The sequence below is a fragment of the Pseudonocardia sp. HH130629-09 genome, from assembly GCF_001294645.1.
Classification (GTDB): domain Bacteria; phylum Actinomycetota; class Actinomycetes; order Mycobacteriales; family Pseudonocardiaceae; genus Pseudonocardia.
In genome coordinates, this window is sequence record NZ_CP011868.1 from 3,970,607 (window position 1) to 3,987,178 (window position 16,572).

The 16,572-nt window shown below is 68.4% G+C and carries 15 protein-coding genes, 3 pseudogenes and 1 other annotated feature; of the genes and pseudogenes, 6 read left to right on the forward strand and 12 right to left on the reverse strand.

Annotation, left to right across the window (positions count from 1 at the left end):
* Positions 1-108: 108 nt before the first annotated feature.
* Both istA and istB read left to right on the forward strand, forming a co-directional pair.
* Complete coding sequence (istA, locus tag XF36_RS18240) at positions 109-1,368, forward strand: IS21 family transposase (protein WP_145981219.1); 1,260 nt, start codon at positions 109-111, stop codon at positions 1,366-1,368.
* Positions 1,365-2,234: an IS21-like element helper ATPase IstB gene (istB, locus tag XF36_RS18245; protein WP_082375497.1), complete on the forward strand. Its 870-nt coding sequence runs from the start codon at positions 1,365-1,367 to the stop codon at positions 2,232-2,234. Before istA ends, istB begins: the two co-directional genes overlap by 4 nt.
* Here the strand turns inward: istB and XF36_RS18250 are convergent.
* From XF36_RS18250 to XF36_RS18290, 8 genes and pseudogenes are all read right to left on the reverse strand, one after another.
* A protein-coding gene (locus tag XF36_RS18250) for an IS3 family transposase (RefSeq protein WP_238588955.1) occupies positions 2,145-3,391 on the reverse strand; the annotation gives its coding sequence in 2 pieces (ribosomal slippage) (positions 2,145-3,109 and positions 3,109-3,391; 1,248 coding nt in all). The two genes, istB and XF36_RS18250, sit on opposite strands and share 90 nt — an antisense overlap.
* Positions 2,982-3,110: a sequence feature (AL1L pseudoknot), on the reverse strand. Its footprint overlaps the gene before it by 129 nt.
* Positions 3,392-3,831: 440 nt before the next feature.
* The gene (locus XF36_RS18260) at positions 3,832-4,500 is read right to left on the reverse strand and encodes a TetR/AcrR family transcriptional regulator C-terminal domain-containing protein (RefSeq protein WP_060712907.1); all 669 of its coding nucleotides are present in this window, start codon (positions 4,498-4,500) and stop codon (positions 3,832-3,834) included.
* A gap of 366 nt (positions 4,501-4,866) precedes the next feature.
* Positions 4,867-5,730, reverse strand: a complete 864-nt coding sequence (locus XF36_RS18265; protein WP_202968417.1) for an IS3 family transposase — start codon at positions 5,728-5,730, stop codon at positions 4,867-4,869.
* Positions 5,731-5,778: 48 nt separating this feature from the next.
* Positions 5,779-6,879: pseudogene (locus XF36_RS18270) on the reverse strand (IS256 family transposase); the annotation flags it as partial.
* Positions 6,851-7,780 carry an IS3 family transposase gene (locus tag XF36_RS18275; protein WP_414706198.1) on the reverse strand — a complete coding sequence of 310 codons (930 nt, stop codon included), beginning with the start codon at positions 7,778-7,780 and terminating at the stop codon, positions 6,851-6,853. The gene XF36_RS18275 and the pseudogene XF36_RS18270, both read right to left, overlap by 29 nt.
* Entirely contained in the window at positions 7,756-8,046 is a 291-nt protein-coding gene (locus tag XF36_RS18280) for a transposase (RefSeq protein WP_060710840.1), read from the reverse strand. The genes XF36_RS18275 and XF36_RS18280 overlap by 25 nt, the downstream gene beginning before the upstream one ends.
* A 47-nt stretch (positions 8,047-8,093) precedes the next feature.
* Positions 8,094-8,309 (reverse strand): annotated as a pseudogene (locus XF36_RS18285) (transposase); the annotation flags it as partial.
* 175 nt (positions 8,310-8,484) lie between these two features.
* Positions 8,485-8,775 (reverse strand): transposase, encoded by a 291-nt coding sequence (locus XF36_RS18290; RefSeq protein WP_060710840.1) that lies wholly within the window; start codon positions 8,773-8,775, stop codon positions 8,485-8,487.
* 190 nt (positions 8,776-8,965) lie between these two features.
* Here XF36_RS18290 and XF36_RS18295 point away from each other — a divergent pair, with 190 nt between their 5' ends.
* The 3 genes from XF36_RS18295 to XF36_RS34340 all read left to right on the forward strand — a co-directional run bounded on the left by XF36_RS18295 (position 8,966) and on the right by XF36_RS34340 (position 10,161).
* Positions 8,966-9,229, forward strand: coding sequence for a hypothetical protein (locus XF36_RS18295; protein WP_060712910.1), 264 nt, complete (start codon positions 8,966-8,968; stop codon positions 9,227-9,229).
* Positions 9,230-9,341: 112 nt separating this feature from the next.
* The gene (locus tag XF36_RS34330) at positions 9,342-9,623 is read left to right on the forward strand and encodes a hypothetical protein (protein WP_060712911.1); all 282 of its coding nucleotides are present in this window, start codon (positions 9,342-9,344) and stop codon (positions 9,621-9,623) included.
* A 253-nt stretch (positions 9,624-9,876) separates the two neighbouring features.
* Positions 9,877-10,161: an AMP-binding enzyme gene (locus XF36_RS34340; protein ID WP_060712912.1), complete on the forward strand. Its 285-nt coding sequence runs from the start codon at positions 9,877-9,879 to the stop codon at positions 10,159-10,161.
* Between the two features lie 365 nt (positions 10,162-10,526).
* On the opposite strand, the pseudogene XF36_RS18310 reads toward XF36_RS34340, so the two are convergent.
* The 4 genes and pseudogenes from XF36_RS18310 to XF36_RS18320 form a co-directional block, all read right to left on the reverse strand.
* Positions 10,527-10,823: pseudogene (locus tag XF36_RS18310) on the reverse strand (IS30 family transposase); the annotation flags it as partial.
* A gap of 238 nt (positions 10,824-11,061) precedes the next feature.
* Positions 11,062-12,495, reverse strand: a complete 1,434-nt coding sequence (locus XF36_RS18315; protein ID WP_060710862.1) for an IS1380 family transposase — start codon at positions 12,493-12,495, stop codon at positions 11,062-11,064.
* Positions 12,496-12,705: 210 nt separating this feature from the next.
* Entirely contained in the window at positions 12,706-12,942 is a 237-nt protein-coding gene (locus tag XF36_RS30605; protein ID WP_202968418.1) for a TetR/AcrR family transcriptional regulator, read from the reverse strand.
* Positions 12,943-13,132: 190 nt separating this feature from the next.
* Entirely contained in the window at positions 13,133-14,803 is a 1,671-nt protein-coding gene (locus XF36_RS18320) for an ATP-binding cassette domain-containing protein (RefSeq protein WP_060712913.1), read from the reverse strand.
* 464 nt (positions 14,804-15,267) lie between these two features.
* Between XF36_RS18320 and XF36_RS18330 the strand changes: the two genes are divergently transcribed.
* Positions 15,268-16,565 (forward strand): IS3 family transposase gene (locus XF36_RS18330; protein WP_145981349.1). Its coding sequence is split into 2 segments (ribosomal slippage): positions 15,268-15,541 and positions 15,541-16,565, totalling 1,299 coding nucleotides; the frame shifts between segments, so codons are not numbered across the junction.
* The last annotated feature ends 7 nt before the right edge of the window (positions 16,566-16,572 follow it).

The following is a 16,572-nucleotide window of genomic DNA, read 5'->3' on the forward strand; positions in this document are numbered from 1 at the left end:
CCAGTTCTTCGCCGACGAAGTCCTCGACCAGGAAGGTGTCGACGACGGGCTCAGACTGACCCCCTAGCGTCGGCTTGGGATTGACCCCCTCTGCACGACGCTGAGGGGGTGTTGTCGGTGGAGGACTGGGCCGAGATCCGTCGTCTGCATCGGGCCGAGGGTGTCCCGATCAAGGAGATCGCCCGCCGGCTGGGGGTGGCCCGCAACACGGTGCGCTCCGCGTTGCGGGCGCCGGGCCCGCCGAAGCGGGAACGGGGCCCGCGGGGATCGCTGGCGGATGCGGTCGAGCCGCAGGTGCGGGCATTGCTGGCGCAGTTCCCACGCATGCCGGCCACGGTGATCGCAGAGCGGATCGGGTGGGAGCACTCGCTGACCGTGCTCAAGGACCGGATCCGCCAGATCCGCCCCGAGTATGTCGGGATCGACCCGGTCGACCGGGTCGCCTACGCACCGGGCGAGATCACCCAGTGCGACCTGTGGTTCCCCGAGACCACGATCCCCGTCGGCCCAGGCCAGGAACGGGTCCTACCGGTGCTGGTGATGACGCTGGGCTACTCGCGGTTCTTGTCCGCGACGATGATCCCCTCGCGCCAGGCCGGGGACATCCTGTCCGGGATGTGGCAGCTGATCAGCGACGTCGGGCGGGTGACCCGCACGCTGGTCTGGGACCGGGAGTCTGCGATCGGCGGGACCGGGCGGGTCTCGGCACCGGCCGCTGCGTTCGCCGGCACTCTGGCCACCCGGATCCGGCTTGCCCCACCGCGGGATCCGGAGTTCAAGGGGCTGGTCGAACGCAACAACGGCTACTTCGAGACCTCGTTCCTGCCCGGACGTCGCTTCGCCTCCCCAGCCGACTTCAACCACCAGATCGACGACTGGCTGGCCCGGGCCAACACCCGCACCGTCCGAGCGATCGGCGGCCGCCCGGTGGACGTGCTCGCCCACGACTACGCGGCGATGACTCCGCTGCCGCCGCTGGACCCGCCGATCGGGCTGGCCCAGCGGATCCGGCTGGCACGGGACTACTACGTCCGCGTCGATGCCAACGACTACTCCGTGGATCCGCAGATGATCGGCCGGTTCGTCGATGTCGCCGCCTCACCGCGCGAGGTCGTCGTCTACTGCGCCGGCCAGGTCGTCGCCCGTCACGACCGCAGCTGGGCCCGCCACGCGGTGATCACCGACCCGGCGCACCAGCACACCGCCGCGGCGATGCGCCGCGCCCTGGCCCACGACCGCAACACCCGACAGGCCGCAGCACGCCGTCACCTCGACGGCCACCCGGTGACCCTGCGCGCACTGCCCGACTACGACGCCCTGTTCGGTGTCGACTTCGTCTCCACTGCCGAGGAAGCGAGCAGCTCATGACAACCACACCACCGAAGATCACCACCGACCCCGCTGGGAGCTCGGGGCCGGCCGGTCCGGTGCTGGCCGCGGTCCCCGACGGACTGCCGGCGATGATCGCCTACCTGACCCGGGTCCTGAAGACCCCGACCATCGCGGCCAGCTGGGAACAGCTTGCCGCCCAGGCCCGTGAGGAGAACTGGTCGCACGAGGAGTATCTGGGCGCGCTGCTGCAGCGCCAGGTCGCCGACCGCGAGTCCAAGGGCACGGTCATGCGGATCCGCACCGCGCACTTCCCCCAGGTCAAGACCTTGGAGGACTTCAACCTCGACCATCTGCCCTCGCTGCGCCGCGACATCCTGGCCCACCTGGCCACGAGCACGTTCGTCGCCAAGTGCGAGAACGTGATCCTGCTCGGCCCGCCCGGGATCGGGAAGACCCACCTCGCGATCGGGCTCGGCGTCAAAGCCGCCCACGCCGGCTACTCGGTCCTGTTCGACACCGCCAGCAACTGGATCACCAGACTCGCCGCCGCGCACCAGAGCGGCCGGCTCGAGGCCGAGCTGAAGAAGATCCGCCGCTACAAACTGATCATCATCGACGAGGTCGGCTACATCCCGTTCGACCAGGACGCAGCGAACCTGTTCTTCCAGCTCATCGCTTCCCGCTATGAACAAGGCAGCGTCATGGTCACCAGCAATCTGCCCTTCGGCCGCTGGGGCGAGACCTTCTCCGACGACGTCGTCGCCGCAGCCATGATCGACTGTCAAGTCCCGGGTTCGATAGAGGCTCGGTTCTCACGCTCCGGCGGGTTGCCGGGCGGGTTCTGTGACGGCGTGCAGGGCCTCGTGCTCAACGGGCGGGATCAGGCCGAGCTCGCCGTGTAGGCGGCGGTGGTTGTACCAGTCGATGTACTCGGCGACGGCCAGCTCGAGGTCGTCGGTGCCTCGCCACGGGCCCCGGTTGCGGACGAGTTCAGCCTTGAACAGCGAGTTGAACGCCTCCGCCATCGCATTATCGTAGGAATCGCCGACCGACCCGACTGAAGCCACAGCGTCGACTTCGGCGAGTCGCTCGCCGTACCGCACGGCGACATATTGGACTCCGCGATCCGAATGGTGTATCAACTCGGAGAGGTCCGCGCCCGCCCGTTGCCGGGTCCAGATCCCCATGTTGAGCGCGTCCAGCGCGAGATCGGTGTACAGGTTACGAGAGAGCTGCCAGCCCACGATCCGTCGGGAGAACACGTCCATCACGAAAGCCGCGTACACCCATCCAGAGAACGTGCGGATGTAGGTGATGTCAGCGACCCACAGGCGGTCCTGGGCGGGTGCGGTGAAGTCCCGTTCGACCAGGTCCGGGCGCCTGTCCGCGCCCTTGGCTCGGACCGTGGTGCGCGGCACACGCAGCCGGGACACTCCACGGAGCCCGTTGCGGCGCATCAGTCGTTCCACGGTGCAGCGAGCGACCCGGCGGCCGCCTACTCCGCCTTCCCGACATAACGCCGCCCACACCTTCCGGCTGCCGTAGACGCTGAAGTTGTCGCGATGCACCCGTTCGATCTCTTTCAAAGTCTCGGCGTCGGTGAGTGCCCGCGCCGAGGGCGGTCGCTTCTTCGACGCATGGAAAGTGGACGGGGCGATCGGAACACCGGCGTCCTTCAACACCGCGCAGATCGGCTCGACCCCGAACTGTGTCTTGTTCTCCTCGATATAGTCGAGGACTACCTGCTGGGGCGGTCGAGCTCCGCCGCGAAGAAAGCCGAAGCCGACTTGAGAATGGCGTTCGCCCGGCGCAACTCCCGAACCTCACGTTCGAGCTCTGCGAGCCGGGTCGCGTCGTCGGTGGTCGTGCCCGGCCTGGTGCCGTTGTCGATCTCGACCTGCTTGACCCAGCCCCGCAGCGTCTCCGGGTTGATCCCCAGCTGCTCGCCGATGCGCTTGAAGATGTTCCCGCCCGCGGACGCCGGGTCGGCCTTGGCGTCCAACACGAGCCGGATCGCTCGCTCCCGCAGCTCGTCGGGGTACTTCCTCGGGGCGGCCATCGGTCGATCATCCTCCAGGCTTGATGGTCTCCATCAAACCCGGGACGAGACAGACCGCCTCGTCCACCACGCCGAAGTCCTGACCCTGTCCGGGGACTCCTACCGCACCCGCGCCCGACGCGAGCTCCTGGCCAAACACAACCGCGCCAGCAACGACTGACCATCACCACACCACGCCGGGGGTCAGTTCCAATCCGTCGCTACGGGGTCACTCCCAACCCGCCGTTGACAGAAGGATGCACGGGCCGCGCGCGGGGTGAGCACGAAGTACCACCGAATGCTGCTCGAGGTCCTGCAGGAGATGGGGCCTCGTTCACGCCCGGTGGAGCGGCACCCGCGTGCAGCTGGTCGCGTGCACCGAGAACGGCGACGACAGGCGCCAGGCGTCCATGCGCAGGAGTTGACGCTGGAAAAGGTCGCTCGGTGCAACCCCCTAGGACTCAGTTTGAGGAGGTAGTGTTCCTCAGCTGAGCTGCGAGTCCGTCGAGAATCGTCCGAAGACCGAACGTGAAGCTCTGCTCTCGGACCTCTTCGGGGTCGGCCTTCATGAGGGCGTCGTAGCGCTCGAGCAGCTTCGGATGTTCCCGTGCGTGCTCGCGGGCCTGCGCGACGGCGTCGCCGCCTGTGTTTTCCCCGAGCGCGGGCGCCGTCGCGGACGTCTCTCCCCATACAGCACCGACGACGAAGGCGAGCACGGTGCCGCCGGCCCAGTCCAGGTCGTGCCCACTGAAGCCCGCGAGCTCGCACGCAATGAGCGCATGATTCTGGTAGCTGGCGATGTGCTTGCCGTTGATGGTCGGGTGCGCGCCGAGGACCGGGATCAGCCACCGGTGGCGCAGGCTCACGTTCCGCAGCCCGTGCGAGCTGGCGACGATGGCCTCGCGCCATCCGATCTCGGCCGGGTCAGGAAGGTCGACTTCGCCGAACACGGCATCCGCGGCCAGCGCCACGAGGTTGTCCTTGTTGCCCACGTGCCAGTAGACCGAGGTGGCCCCCGAACCGAGACGGCTCCCGAGCTGACGCATGCTCAGGCCGTCGACGCCATCGGCGTCGAGCAGCTCGATTGCGGCGCGGACGATCTGCTCCCGGCTCAATCTGTCCACCGCCATAGGCCCAGTCTAGTCACCAGGTCGAACGTCGTGCGAGAGGACGGCCCTCTTCCTCATCGAACAGCGTGCAAGATAGCCCGCGCCCGCCCCTCGCACACTGTACAAGTGTGTCGTACGGTGTGCGAGACCGAGACGGCGTGAGTGTTCGTGAGGTGAGTTTGATGACTGAGCCTTTTTCAACCTGACCAGCGAGCTGAACCGTCCCGGCTTCTCTGCCGCTCCGTTGTGAGCAGGCTGAGAGGATGGGTGTCGTGCCCAAGAAGATCGACCCAGCGGTTCGGAGCCAGGCTGTGCGTCTGGTGACCGAGCATCGTTCGGCGTACTCGACCGAGCGTGCTGCGGTTCCCCCGAGATCGTGGAGGGTTCTTATGCCGCGTCTCGGGTGAGGGCGGCGTTCTCGTAGTTGATCGGTGAGAGCCCGGCGGCGGCACTGTGTCGCCGCCGGTGGTTGTAGAAGCCGTAACACCAGTCGATGACCGCCGCCCGCGCCCTACTGATGGTGTCGAAGTCGTTGCGGGACAGCACTTCCCACTCCAGGCTGGAGAAGAACGCCTCCGCCGCGGCATTGTCGAAACACGACCCGACCCGGCCCATCGACTGACGGATGTCGAGCCGCCGACACAGAGCGGTGAACGCGCCCGCGGTGTAGGTCGACCCGCGGTCGGTGTGGAAGATCACCCCGGCGATTCGGTCCGCCCCGCCGCGGGCCGCCACCGCCATCCGGATCGCCGCACACGCCAGCTCGGCGTTCGGGTGCAGCCCCGTGGCCGCGCCGAGCAGCCGCCGCGAGTACAGGTCGATCACCGTGGCCAGATACAACTTCCCGGCCGCGGTGGGGATCTCGGTCATGTCCCCGACCCATCTGCGGTTCGGCTCGGCCGCAGTGAAACCCCGACGAAGCAGGTCCGGGAACTTCGGCGCCGTGCGGTCCTGGCGGGTCAGCCCGTTGTGCCGCTTGATCCGGCGGGCGACCAGGCCCTGGCGGCGCATCGAGTCCGCCACGGTCTTCTCCGACACCCGCCATCCGGCCTCACACAGGTCGGCGTGCAGACGGGGTGAGCCGTGTAGCCGCTGGGCGTCGTCGAACGCCACGGCCACGGCGGCGTCCAACGCGCAGCGGCGCTTCTCGGTCGCGGTGGCACCACCGTCGGAACGCGCGGCGCGGTCGAGCCACTTGTACAGCCAGGAGATCGACACCCCCAACAGGGCGCAGGCCAGCGTGTGGGTCAAGTCCGCTGGCGTGGTGTGTGACGACGACCGCGTGATCTTCTTGTTCGGTCAGGCGCTGAGCGCCGGGATGGTGGTGGTCGAGGTCGCCTCCTCAGCGCTGGTGGCGGTGTCGGGGATCCTGGTGACGCGGGAGCGGGCGAGGACGTCGAGGCCGAGGTAGCGGCGTCCTTCGGCCCATTCGTCGTGTTGCTCGGCCAGGACCGCGCCGACGAGGCGGATCAGGGAGTCGCGGTCGGGGAAGATCCCGACGACGTCGGTGCGGCGCCGGATCTCACGGTTCAGGCGCTCGGAGGGGTTGTTCGACCAGATCTGGCGCCACAGTTCTTTCGGGAAGCCGGTGAAGGCCAGGACGTCGGCTCGGGCGGCGTCGAGGTGCTCGGCGACCTTCGGGAGCTTGTCGGCCAAGGCGTCGAGGACCCGGTCGAACTGGGCGTGCACCGATGCGGCGTCGGGCTGGTCATAGACCGAGTGCAGCAACGCCCGCACCCACGGCCAGGACTGCTTCGGGGTCGCAGCCATCAGGTTCGCCGCGTAGTGCGTCCTGCACCTCTGCCAGGCGGCGCCGGGCAGGGTCGCCCCGATCGCGGACACCAAGCCGGCGTGGGCGTCGCTGGTGACCAGCGCGACGCCGGTCAGACCGCGGGCGGTGAGGTCGCGGAAGAACCCCAGCCAGCCGGCGCCGTCCTCGGCGGAGCTGACCTGCAGGCCGAGGATCTCCCGGTGTCCGTCGCCGTTGACCCCGGTGGCGAGCAGGGCGTGGACTGCCACGACCCGGCCGCCCTCGCGGACTTTGAGCACGAGCGCGTCGGCGGCGACGAAGGTGTAGGGGCCCTGGTCGAGCGGACGCGTCCGGAACTGCTCGACTTGGCCGTCGAGGTCCCGGGCCATCTCTGAGACCTGCGACTTCGACAACCTCGTGATGCCCAGGGAGTCGACGAGTTTCTCCATCCGCCGCGTCGAGACCCCGAGCAGGTAGCAGGTCGCGACCACCGTGGTCAGGGCCCGCTCCGCCCGGCGACGACGCTCCAGCAACCAGTCGGGGAAGTAGGAGCCGTTGCGCAGCTTGGGGATCGCCACGTCGATCGTGCCAGTGCGGTTCCCCCGAGATCGTGGAGGGTTCTTATGCCGCGTCTCGGGTGAGGGCGGCGTTCTCGTAGTTGATCGGTGAGAGCCCGGCGGCGGCACTGTGTCGCCGCCGGTGGTTGTAGAAGCCGTAACACCAGTCGATGACCGCCGCCCGCGCCCTACTGATGGTGTCGAAGTCGTTGCGGGACAGCACTTCCCACTCCAGGCTGGAGAAGAACGCCTCCGCCGCGGCATTGTCGAAACACGACCCGACCCGGCCCATCGACTGACGGATGTCGAGCCGCCGACACAGAGCGGTGAACGCGCCCGCGGTGTAGGTCGACCCGCGGTCGGTGTGGAAGATCACCCCGGCGATTCGGTCCGCCCCGCCGCGGGCCGCCACCGCCATCCGGATCGCCGCACACGCCAGCTCGGGGTTCGGGTGCAGCCCCGTGGCCGCGCCGAGCAGCCGCCGCGAGTACAGGTCGATCACCGTGGCCAGATACAACTTCCCGGCCGCGGTGGGGATCTCGGTCATGTCCCCGACCCATCTGCGGTTCGGCTCGGCCGCAGTGAAACCCCGACGAAGCAGGTCCGGGAACTTCGGCGCCGTGCGGTCCTGGCGGGTCAGCCCGTTGTGCCGCTTGATCCGGCGGGCGACCAGGCCCTGGCGGCGCATCGAGTCCGCCACGGTCTTCTCCGACACCCGCCATCCGGCCTCACACAGGTCGGCGTGCAGACGGGGTGAGCCGTGTAGCCGCTGGGCGTCGTCGAACGCCACGGCCACGGCGGCGTCCAACGCGCAGCGGCGCTTCTCGGTCGCGGTGGCACCACCGTCGGAACGCGCGGCGCGGTCGAGCCACTTGTACAGCCAGGAGATCGACACCCCCAACAGGGCGCAGGCCAGCGTGTGCGGCACCCGGTGGAAGGTCCTCTGGTCGGCGATGAAACGGGCCACGCTCACTTCGTCGCCTCCTTGACCCACAGGACCACGGATCGCTTGAGGACATCACGCTCCATCCGCAGCTCGGCGTTCTCCGCGCGCAGCCGCTTGAGCTCCTCGACGCCGCCGCGAGACAGGCCCTCGGTGTCCTCGCGGGCCTCTCGTGCACGGGCCACCCAGTTGCCCAGCGTGCCCTCGTTGACCCCCAGGTCACGGGCGACCTGGGCGATCGGCTTGCCCGTCTCCTCCACGACCCGGACCGCTCCGTCACGGAACTCCCGGTCGTAGCGCTTCCGTACCTCTGGCATCGCTACCCCTTATAGCTGATGCCTCCCCGATCATGGGGGAACCGCACAGCGCGGGTGTCGAAGTCGCGGTGGCGGTAGCCGTTGCGGGTGTTCGTGCGAGCCTCGGAACGCTCGCCCCAGGCCGCGCCGCACACCGAGTCGGCGTCGGCGGACATCAGGGTGTTGATGAACGTGGTCAACATGTGGCACAGCAGATCCGGGCTCGCCTGGGACAGCTGCTCGTGCAGGAACTCGGTGGGGTCGATACTGGAGGGTGCGGTCATCGCGTGATCCATCTTCTGTGGGCTGTGAGAGGCGTTCAGAAGATCACGCGGTGGCCGCCCTACAGCTCGACCAGCTCGTCACCGGGCCGGTCGCACACCACCTTGGTGGACGCCACTAGCGTGGTGTGCGGCACCCGGTGGAAGGTCCTCTGGTCGGCGATGAAACGGGCCACGCTCACTTCGTCGCCTCCTTGACCCACAGGACCACGGATCGCTTGAGGACATCACGCTCCATCCGCAGCTCGGCGTTCTCCGCGCGCAGCCGCTTGAGCTCCTCGACGCCGCCGCGAGACAGGCCCTCGGTGTCCTCGCGGGCCTCTCGTGCACGGGCCACCCAGTTGCCCAGCGTGCCCTCGTTGACCCCCAGGTCACGGGCGACCTGGGCGATCGGCTTGCCCGTCTCCTCCACGACCCGGACCGCTCCGTCACGGAACTCCCGGTCGTAGCGCTTCCGTACCTCTGGCATCGCTACCCCTTATAGCTGATGCCTCCCCGATCATGGGGGAACCGCACCGCACAGGCCCGCCGCCACCTGCAGCACATGACCGCGCCCTGGACCTCGCAAGCGGCCCGAGAGCCCGCGCCGGCGCCCGACCGTCGAAGAACCCCTCGGTGCCCAACGCGGTAGCGGCGATCGCCCCGGTAGCCTCCCGAGGGTGTCTTCTCCTGAGGTCGAGCGCAGGCTGCGCCAGCAGGGCGCCGACGTCGAGTCCCTCTACGAGATCAGCACGCGCGTGGAGGACAAGATCGACGCCGTCGACGGCAAGGTCGACCGGCTCACCGTCGCTGTCGAGCAGCGACTGACCGGCGTCGAGCAGCGCATCGACACGGTCTCTGAAAACCTCACCGCGTTGAACGAACGCCTGAACGCCAGTCAGACCATGCTGGAGCAGATCCTCGCTCGCCTCGACCGCAGCTGACCGGTTCCCCTGGCCCGGGTTCGGCTGGCTCTCTACCGCGGGCGCGCAGCTTGGTGGCCCCAGTTGTCGTCGAAGTAGCGCTGCGCAGCGCGGTCTGGGTGGTGACGCCCATGTGCTGGGCGGTCCCGGCGATGGCGCGGCCGCGGCGGTGCTCGGCCACACCGTGGCGGCCCGCCCCGACACCGAGCTCGCCGAAGCCGTCGCCGTCGGCACCGAGGCCGCCGCGTCCACCTACGGACCCGCACCCGCCCCCGACGTGTACGCCTCGCTGCGCGCGCAGACGAGCGAGGATCTCGCCGTCGTCGGGATCTCGGGCAGACCGAGGCCATCGCCTGCCACCGGTTCTGGCCCACCCGGTGGCGCGAGGTCTACGACCGCACCGCGCCCGCGCTGAACTACGTCGGGGTCCCGAGCCCGGTGCTCGCCTCCGACCTCGTCGACGAGCCCGGTGCTCGCCTCCGACCTCGTCGACGAGTTCGGCGCGAGCCTGGTGGATCGGCCGGGCGAGCCCGGCGAGCTGGTCTACCGGAGCCCGATCGTCACCCCCCGGCTACTACCGCGACGAGGCCGCCACCCGGGAGGCGTTCCGCGGCGGCTGGTTCCACTCCGGCGACAGCGCCCAGGTCGACGCCGACGGCCTGCGGATCATGGTCGACCGGTTCAAGGACATCGTGAAGTCCGGTGGGGAGAACGTGTCCAGCCTGCGCGTGGAGTCGGTGCTGGCGACCACCCCGGCGTCGCGAGGGCCGCGGTGGTCGGGCTGCCGCACGACCGCCGGGGAGCTGATGGAGCACTGCCGCGCGACGCTGGCCGGCTTCGAGTGCCCGAAGGACGTGCTGTTCGTCGACTCCCTGCCCGAGACCGTCGGCGGGAAGGTCCTGAAGTACCGGCTGCGCCAGGCCCACGACGGGCACTTCACCGCGCACGCGTGAGGGCGCGTGTCGGACGACCTCGCACCGCCCGGCCGGCCGAGCACCTCGGCCGCCGGGCACCGGACCGACTCCGCTCAGGTCGCCGCCGCGAACCCGAGCGTCGGCGCACTCCCTGCCGAACAGCGGTGTGCTGCGGGCGCACCGTCATCTGGCTGGGCGCGACGGCGACCCGCTTACAGTTCGACGCGTGGCCAGAACTGTTCGAATGTCGGCGGTCTGGCCTCTCGTCGCGTGGTGATGTTGAGGCGACGATCGCTGTGTGTCTGATGGTGGGAGTGTTTCGCACCGATCTGCCCCGGCCAGCTCCGGGGCGAGCGGGACCTCGGCGGCCGTGACCCAGCTACCTCGTACTCAGCACCGCGAGTTCAGGCGGTTGAAGCATCCATCTCGACGAGCTCGGCGAATATCTCGGAGGGCTTCTTCCAGTTGTGGATCTTACGGGGTCGGTCGTTGATGTCGGAAGCGACCATGGCGAGGTAGCTCGGATCCGGGGTGATCTCGACGCCTCGGGGGAAGTACTCGCGCAGGATGCGGTTGGTGTTCTCGTTGCTGCCGCGTTCCCAGGGGCTGTGGGGGTGGGCGAAGTAGACCGGCATGGAGCCCTTGGTGACCGTGGCGTGTGCGGCCATCTCGGCGCCGCAGTCCCAGGTTAGTGAGCCTTTTTCAACCTGCCGTTCCGGCAGCTCAGGGGCCTGGTTGTGTGGGTGCAGACGCCGAGCTAGCGAGCCGGTGACCTGTGCAGCTGTGGTCAGACCCGAATCCGCGAGTAGGTCATGAGCTGATCTTGGTCGGCCAAAGTTGATGTTGCTTGGGTCGGGAGTTGGGTGGTGGGCAAGCGGGCGGCCCGAGTGTCGCCTCGGGTGGCGGGTTCCTGTGCTGGTCGGGGCCGGTGCGGCCGGGTCAGGACGGAGCGGGCAGGGCGCGGACGCGGGCGAGGACCTCGGCGAGTAGGTGCTCGCCGGGTGGTAGGCGCAGGGTGAGGCCGCGGGCGTGGCGCACGAGGCGGGCGGGGATGGTGATCAGCCGCCGGCGCAGGGTGGCGATCATGGCCTGGCCGCCGCGGACGCCGTGCCCGACCAGGCGCCCGTCGCGGGTGCGGGCGGTGAGGTGGTGCAGCCACCCGCTGGTGGTGGCGGCCAGGAGTGCGCCCCACATCCAGGCTCGGTTCACCGCGAGGTGTCCGGAGGGGAGGTGGCGCAGCGCGGCGCCGTGCTTGGTGTCGCGGAACAGGTTCTCCACCTTCGTGCGGTGGCGGTACCAGTACTCGGCCTGCGCGGCTGCGGCAGGTGTGGAGACGTCGAGGTTGGTCACGATGAACGAGTAGGCGAACACCCCGTCGACCTTGGCCACCGTAGCGAGGTCGTCGAGCGGGAGCGCCCGCTGGGCGGGGTGCAGGGTGCGTCGGCGCCGCGCTCGCGGGTCACCGGAGACCTGGCCGTGGTCCAGGTCGAGCCGGACCCGACGGATCAGCAGCTGGGTCGCTGCGGGCCACCAGTTCGGGCAATAGTCGGCCACCGCGACCTGCGCGCCGGTCATGTCGATCGCGTCGGTCCACCCGTCGGCCGCGACGCCGTCGAGGATGCGCCACAGCGGCGCGATGCGTCGGGCGCCGATGGCGAACTCCACGCCGACGAACAGGGCTGCGCGGGCGAGCTGCCCGGCGAAGTAGCCCGCGTCCGCACGCACGCGGACTCGCCCCGCCCGCGCCTGCGCGGGGAGCGCGGCCAGCGCCCGGTAGAACAGCTCGGCGCTGGTGGCGCGGGGGTCATCCCGGCCCGAACCGAGGTCAGCGGCCAGCACCACCGCGGTGTCGGCCCAGGTCGCGACGTGCGGGCGGGCGACCCGCTGGCCTTGGTGGTTGAACGCCACGCCCTGCTTGAGCCGGCCGTAAACCTCGACATCGGTGGTGTCCAGATCGATCGTCACGTCCGCCGTCAGCTGCTCGGCCCGGTCCGGGTCGACCTGGGCGAGCAGGTCCAGCGCGGTGGTGTGCACGTCACCGAGCCCGGTCTCCACCGCCGCCCACTGCCCCTCGATGAACTTGCGCGCGAGCCCGGCGGCGGTCGTGGACGCCAACCCCGGCACCGGCGTGAGTGCCTGCCCGGCGGTGTCGGCGCGGTGCCGGTCCAGCCCGACCAGGAAGTCCTCCCCGCACAGCTGCGCCGCCGACATGCCGACCAGCATCTGCCCGGCGCTGCACCCGCGGTCGCGGTCCTTGATGGGCCCGACCGCGGCGTCGAGCTTGTCGATGATCCCGAGCCGGTCGATCAGTTCGGTCACCGCGGCCAGCCCGGAGAACCTGGTCAGCGCCGCGTCCGGCGCGCCGAGACGCACCCGCGCACACCGCGGGCGTCGCTTGCGTACTGTTCGCACCTGATAGGTGTCCTCTCAACCCGCAATGTCGTGTCGTCGCAAACACGATCATCGCAGGTCAGCGGGCACCTATCGCCATCTCCCCAGTCCGGACACCAGCGCTACTCGCGGATTCGGGTCAGAGCAGTTGCGCTGCAACCTTCGCGATCTCCTGACGCAGAAGCTCGCTGGTCAGGTTGAAAAAGGCTCAGTGAGTCTCTTTCCCATACGATCGCCGACTTCGGTAACCGCTGCAACGAGAAGATTACGGTGATCATCGAAGTAGTGGCGAACCGATCCAATGTTCAGTCCCGATTCGGCAGCAACCTTACGTAGCGAGAGACCCGTGATTCCTTCGGCGGCCAACAGTCGAAACGCCGCCTCAATGACTTCACTGCGACGCTGTTCGAGGTCGATGCGAGTCGGCATTTGCTGAGTCTGTCACAGATGTGACAAATAGAAGACACCAGTACTGGCCAGCCCGGCGGCGGGCTTGGCGGGGCCGACCGAACAGCGGATGCAGAACGGACCTCGCGCTCGACGGACGGCCTCCATCACAGAGCTCCACCGTAGCTGCTCCGCCGAGACGCAACACAGGGCCCGGCGCTGCTCAGCAGCATCAGCGCGCGATGCGCTTCTCATCCCACACCGGACTTCGCGACTCGTAGACGGTTCCGTCGGAGCCGAAGACCAGGAACCGGTCAAACTCCCGAGCGAACCACCGGTCGTGCGTGACCGCGAGCACCGTGCCCTCGAAGCCGCGCAGTGCGTGCTGCAGCGCCTCGGCCGAGACGAGGTCGAGGTTGTCGGTGGGTTCGTCCAGCAGGAGCAGTGTGGTGCCGCCGAGTTCGAGCAGGAGAATCTGGAAACGCGCCTGCTGCCCTCCTGACAGCAAGTCGAACTCCTGCTCCGCAGCGCCGGCCAACTCGTAACGCGCCAGCACCCGCGAGGCCGCATCGCGGGGCAGCCCCTCCCGGCGCTCGTCGCCGCGGTGCAGAATCGAAACAAGCGTTCGGCCGGCTAGATCAGGCCGTCCATGGACCTGTGCGAACCAGCCGGGCCGCACCCGCGCACCTAGCCGGGCCACCCCCTCGTGCGAAACGGGCTCGATCGGAAGGTCGCCCACCGGCTCGTGCTCGGGCTCAGGAGCACTGCCGCCAGCTGCGAGAAGGCGCAGGAAGTGCGACTTGCCCGAGCCGTTGGAACCGAGCACGGCTACTCGGTCGCCGAACCGCACCTCGAGGTCGAACGGCTCCATCAGCCCGGTGAGTTCCAGGCCGGAACAGATCACGGCACGCTTCCCCGTACGTCCGCCGCGCAGCCGCATCGCCAGACTTTGCTCGCGCGGCTGCGCGGGCGGCGGACCGGCGCTCTCGAATCTAGCGAGACGTGTCTGGGCGGAGCGATAGCGCGAGGCCATGTCCGAGTTGTAGGAGGCCTTCTGTTTGTACATCTGCACCAGGGACTTCAGCTTGGCGCGCTCCTCGTCCCAGCGGTTGCGCATCTCATCGAACCGCTCGAACCGGTCAGCCCGCGCCTGCTGGTAGCTCTCGAAACCGCCCGGGTGCACCCAGGCGGTGTTCCCCGCGGCCCCGAGCTCGAGCGTGATGATGCTCCTCGCCGTGCGCGCCAGCAGCTCACGGTCGTGACTGATGAAGAGGACGGTCTTCGGCGTTTCCACGAGACGCTCTTCCAGCCATCGCTTACTGGGGACATCGAGGTAGTTGTCGGGCTCGTCAAGCATCAGGACCTGATCGGGCCCCCGCAGAAGCATCTCCAGGACGAGCCGCTTCTGCTCGCCGCCGGACAGCGAGTCCGCCTGCCGCTGCCCGCACCGGTCGAACGGAAGGCCGAGCGCCTCAGTGGTGCAGACGTCCCACAGGACCTCGACGTCGTAGCCGCCCGCGTCGCCCCAGTCAGCCAGTGCGGCCGCGTAGGCCATCTGCGGCTTAGTGCCTCCGTCCTCCTCCATGGCGGCCTCTGCCGCGTTCACGGCGGCGGCGGCCCGGCGGATGAGGGGGTCTGTCACCGACAGCAGCAGATCGCGCACTTGGTCGCCTTCACGGGCAACGAACTGCCTCATGCCCCCCAGGCTCGCGCCCCGGCTCACCGCTCCACCGTGCGGCACCAGGTCTCCAGCGATGATCCGAAACAGTGTGGTCTTGCCGGATCCGTTCGCCCCGATCAGCGCGACCTTGGCACCCTCCCCCACCCGGAACGAGACCTTGTCCAGCAACACCCGACCGTTCGGCAGCCCGTAGGAGACAGAGTTTACATCGATATAGCCCACAGCCTGGCAAATTATCACAGGTGTGTTAGACGGTCTAAGGACTTTCAGTCAGGCCCGACGCCGCCGGACAGTGCGAACTCCCGGATGCTCTTCGCCACATATTCTATCTTTTCAAGACTTAGGCCGGGATACACGCCCACCCAAAAGGTGATCTCAGTAATAAGATCGGCATCTGCCAGATCGTCAGAAACTCAAAAGTTGCGCCCGATATATGCGGGATGGCGGGTGAGATTTCCACCAAAGAGTCGACGAGTGCCAATCTTGCGACTCTCCAGGAATGTCACCAGATCTTTTCTGCTGAAGGCGGCTTCGGGCAGTACGGTCAAAATGAACCCGAACCAGCTGGGGTCGCTCCCCGAAGTCGGCTCCGGCAAGCTCGTCGGCTGGCATCGGTCAGGACAGCACGTTGAACCGTCCCGGCTTCTCTGCCGCTCCGTTGTGAGCAGGCTGAGAGGATGGGTGTCGTGCCCAAGAAGATCGACCCAGCGGTTCGGAGCCAGGCTGTGCGTCTGGTGACCGAGCATCGTTCGGCGTACTCGACCGAGCGTGCCGTGCATGTCCAGGTCGCTGAGTCACTCGGGGTGTCGCGTGAGTCCGTGCGTCGCTGGGTGTCCCAGCACGACGTCGACACCGGCGTCGTAGCGGGCGTGACCAGCGATGACCGCGAGGAGCTGCGGCGGTTGCGGGCGGAGAACAAGCGCCTGCGCGAGGTCAACGAGGTCCTCAAGTCGGCGACGATTTTCTTCGTGGGGGAGCTCGACCCCCGAAACCGCTGATCGTCGCGTTCGTCGATCAGATGCGGGCTGCTGGTCATGCCGTCGAGTCGATCCTTGCTGCCCTCAACACCCTGGGGCTCACGATCGCGGCACGAACCTTGCGGGCCTGGTGCGCTCGGACCGGCACCAGGAACGGCGCCGCCGGCCGGGTCGCGGCCCGGACCGTCACCGACGCCCTGGTCGAAGACGCCGTCCGTGCGGCGGCGTTCACCACCAACCGCGCCGGCGAACCGGTGCTGGCCCCAGAGGGACTTTATGGGCGTCGCAAGATGCTGGCCCTGATCCGTCGAACGGTGCTGCCCGAGGCTGGGTTCGGAGCGGTCGACCGGGCGATGCGCTCGGTGGGGCTGGCCGGAGTGGTCCGCGGGAAACGGCCGCGCACGACCATCCCGGACTCGACCGCCCAGCGGGCCGCTGATCTGCTCGACCGCAACTTCACCGCCTCAGCACCCGACAGCAAGTGGGTCACCGACTTCACCTACGTGCGCACGTATCAGTCGTTCACCTACGTGGCGTTCATCGTGGACTGCTTCTCGCAGAAGATCGTGGGCTGGCACGCCGCGCTCACTCGTGACGTCGAGCTGGTGGACGTGCCGTTACGGATGGCGCTGTGGCGACGTGCCCACGAGGGCAAAGCCGTGGCCCGGGACCAGCTGATCTGCCATTCCGATGCCGGGTCGCAATATACGAGTCTGCGGTTCACCGAGCACCTGCACCTCGAGGGCATACGGCCCTCGGTCGGCAGCGTCGGCGACGCCTACGACAACGCCCTGATGGAGACCATCAACGGCCTCTACAAGGCCGAATGCATCCGCACCCGAGTCTTCCACGACGGCCCCTACCGCACGATCGCCGACGTCGAGTACGCCACCGCCAGCTGGGTCGAGTGGTACAACAACCGCCGACTGCACTCAAGTCTGGGCATGATCAGCCCCACCGAGTTCGAGGCAGCCCACTACGCTGACACAGAACCATCGGCCAGATGATCACTGG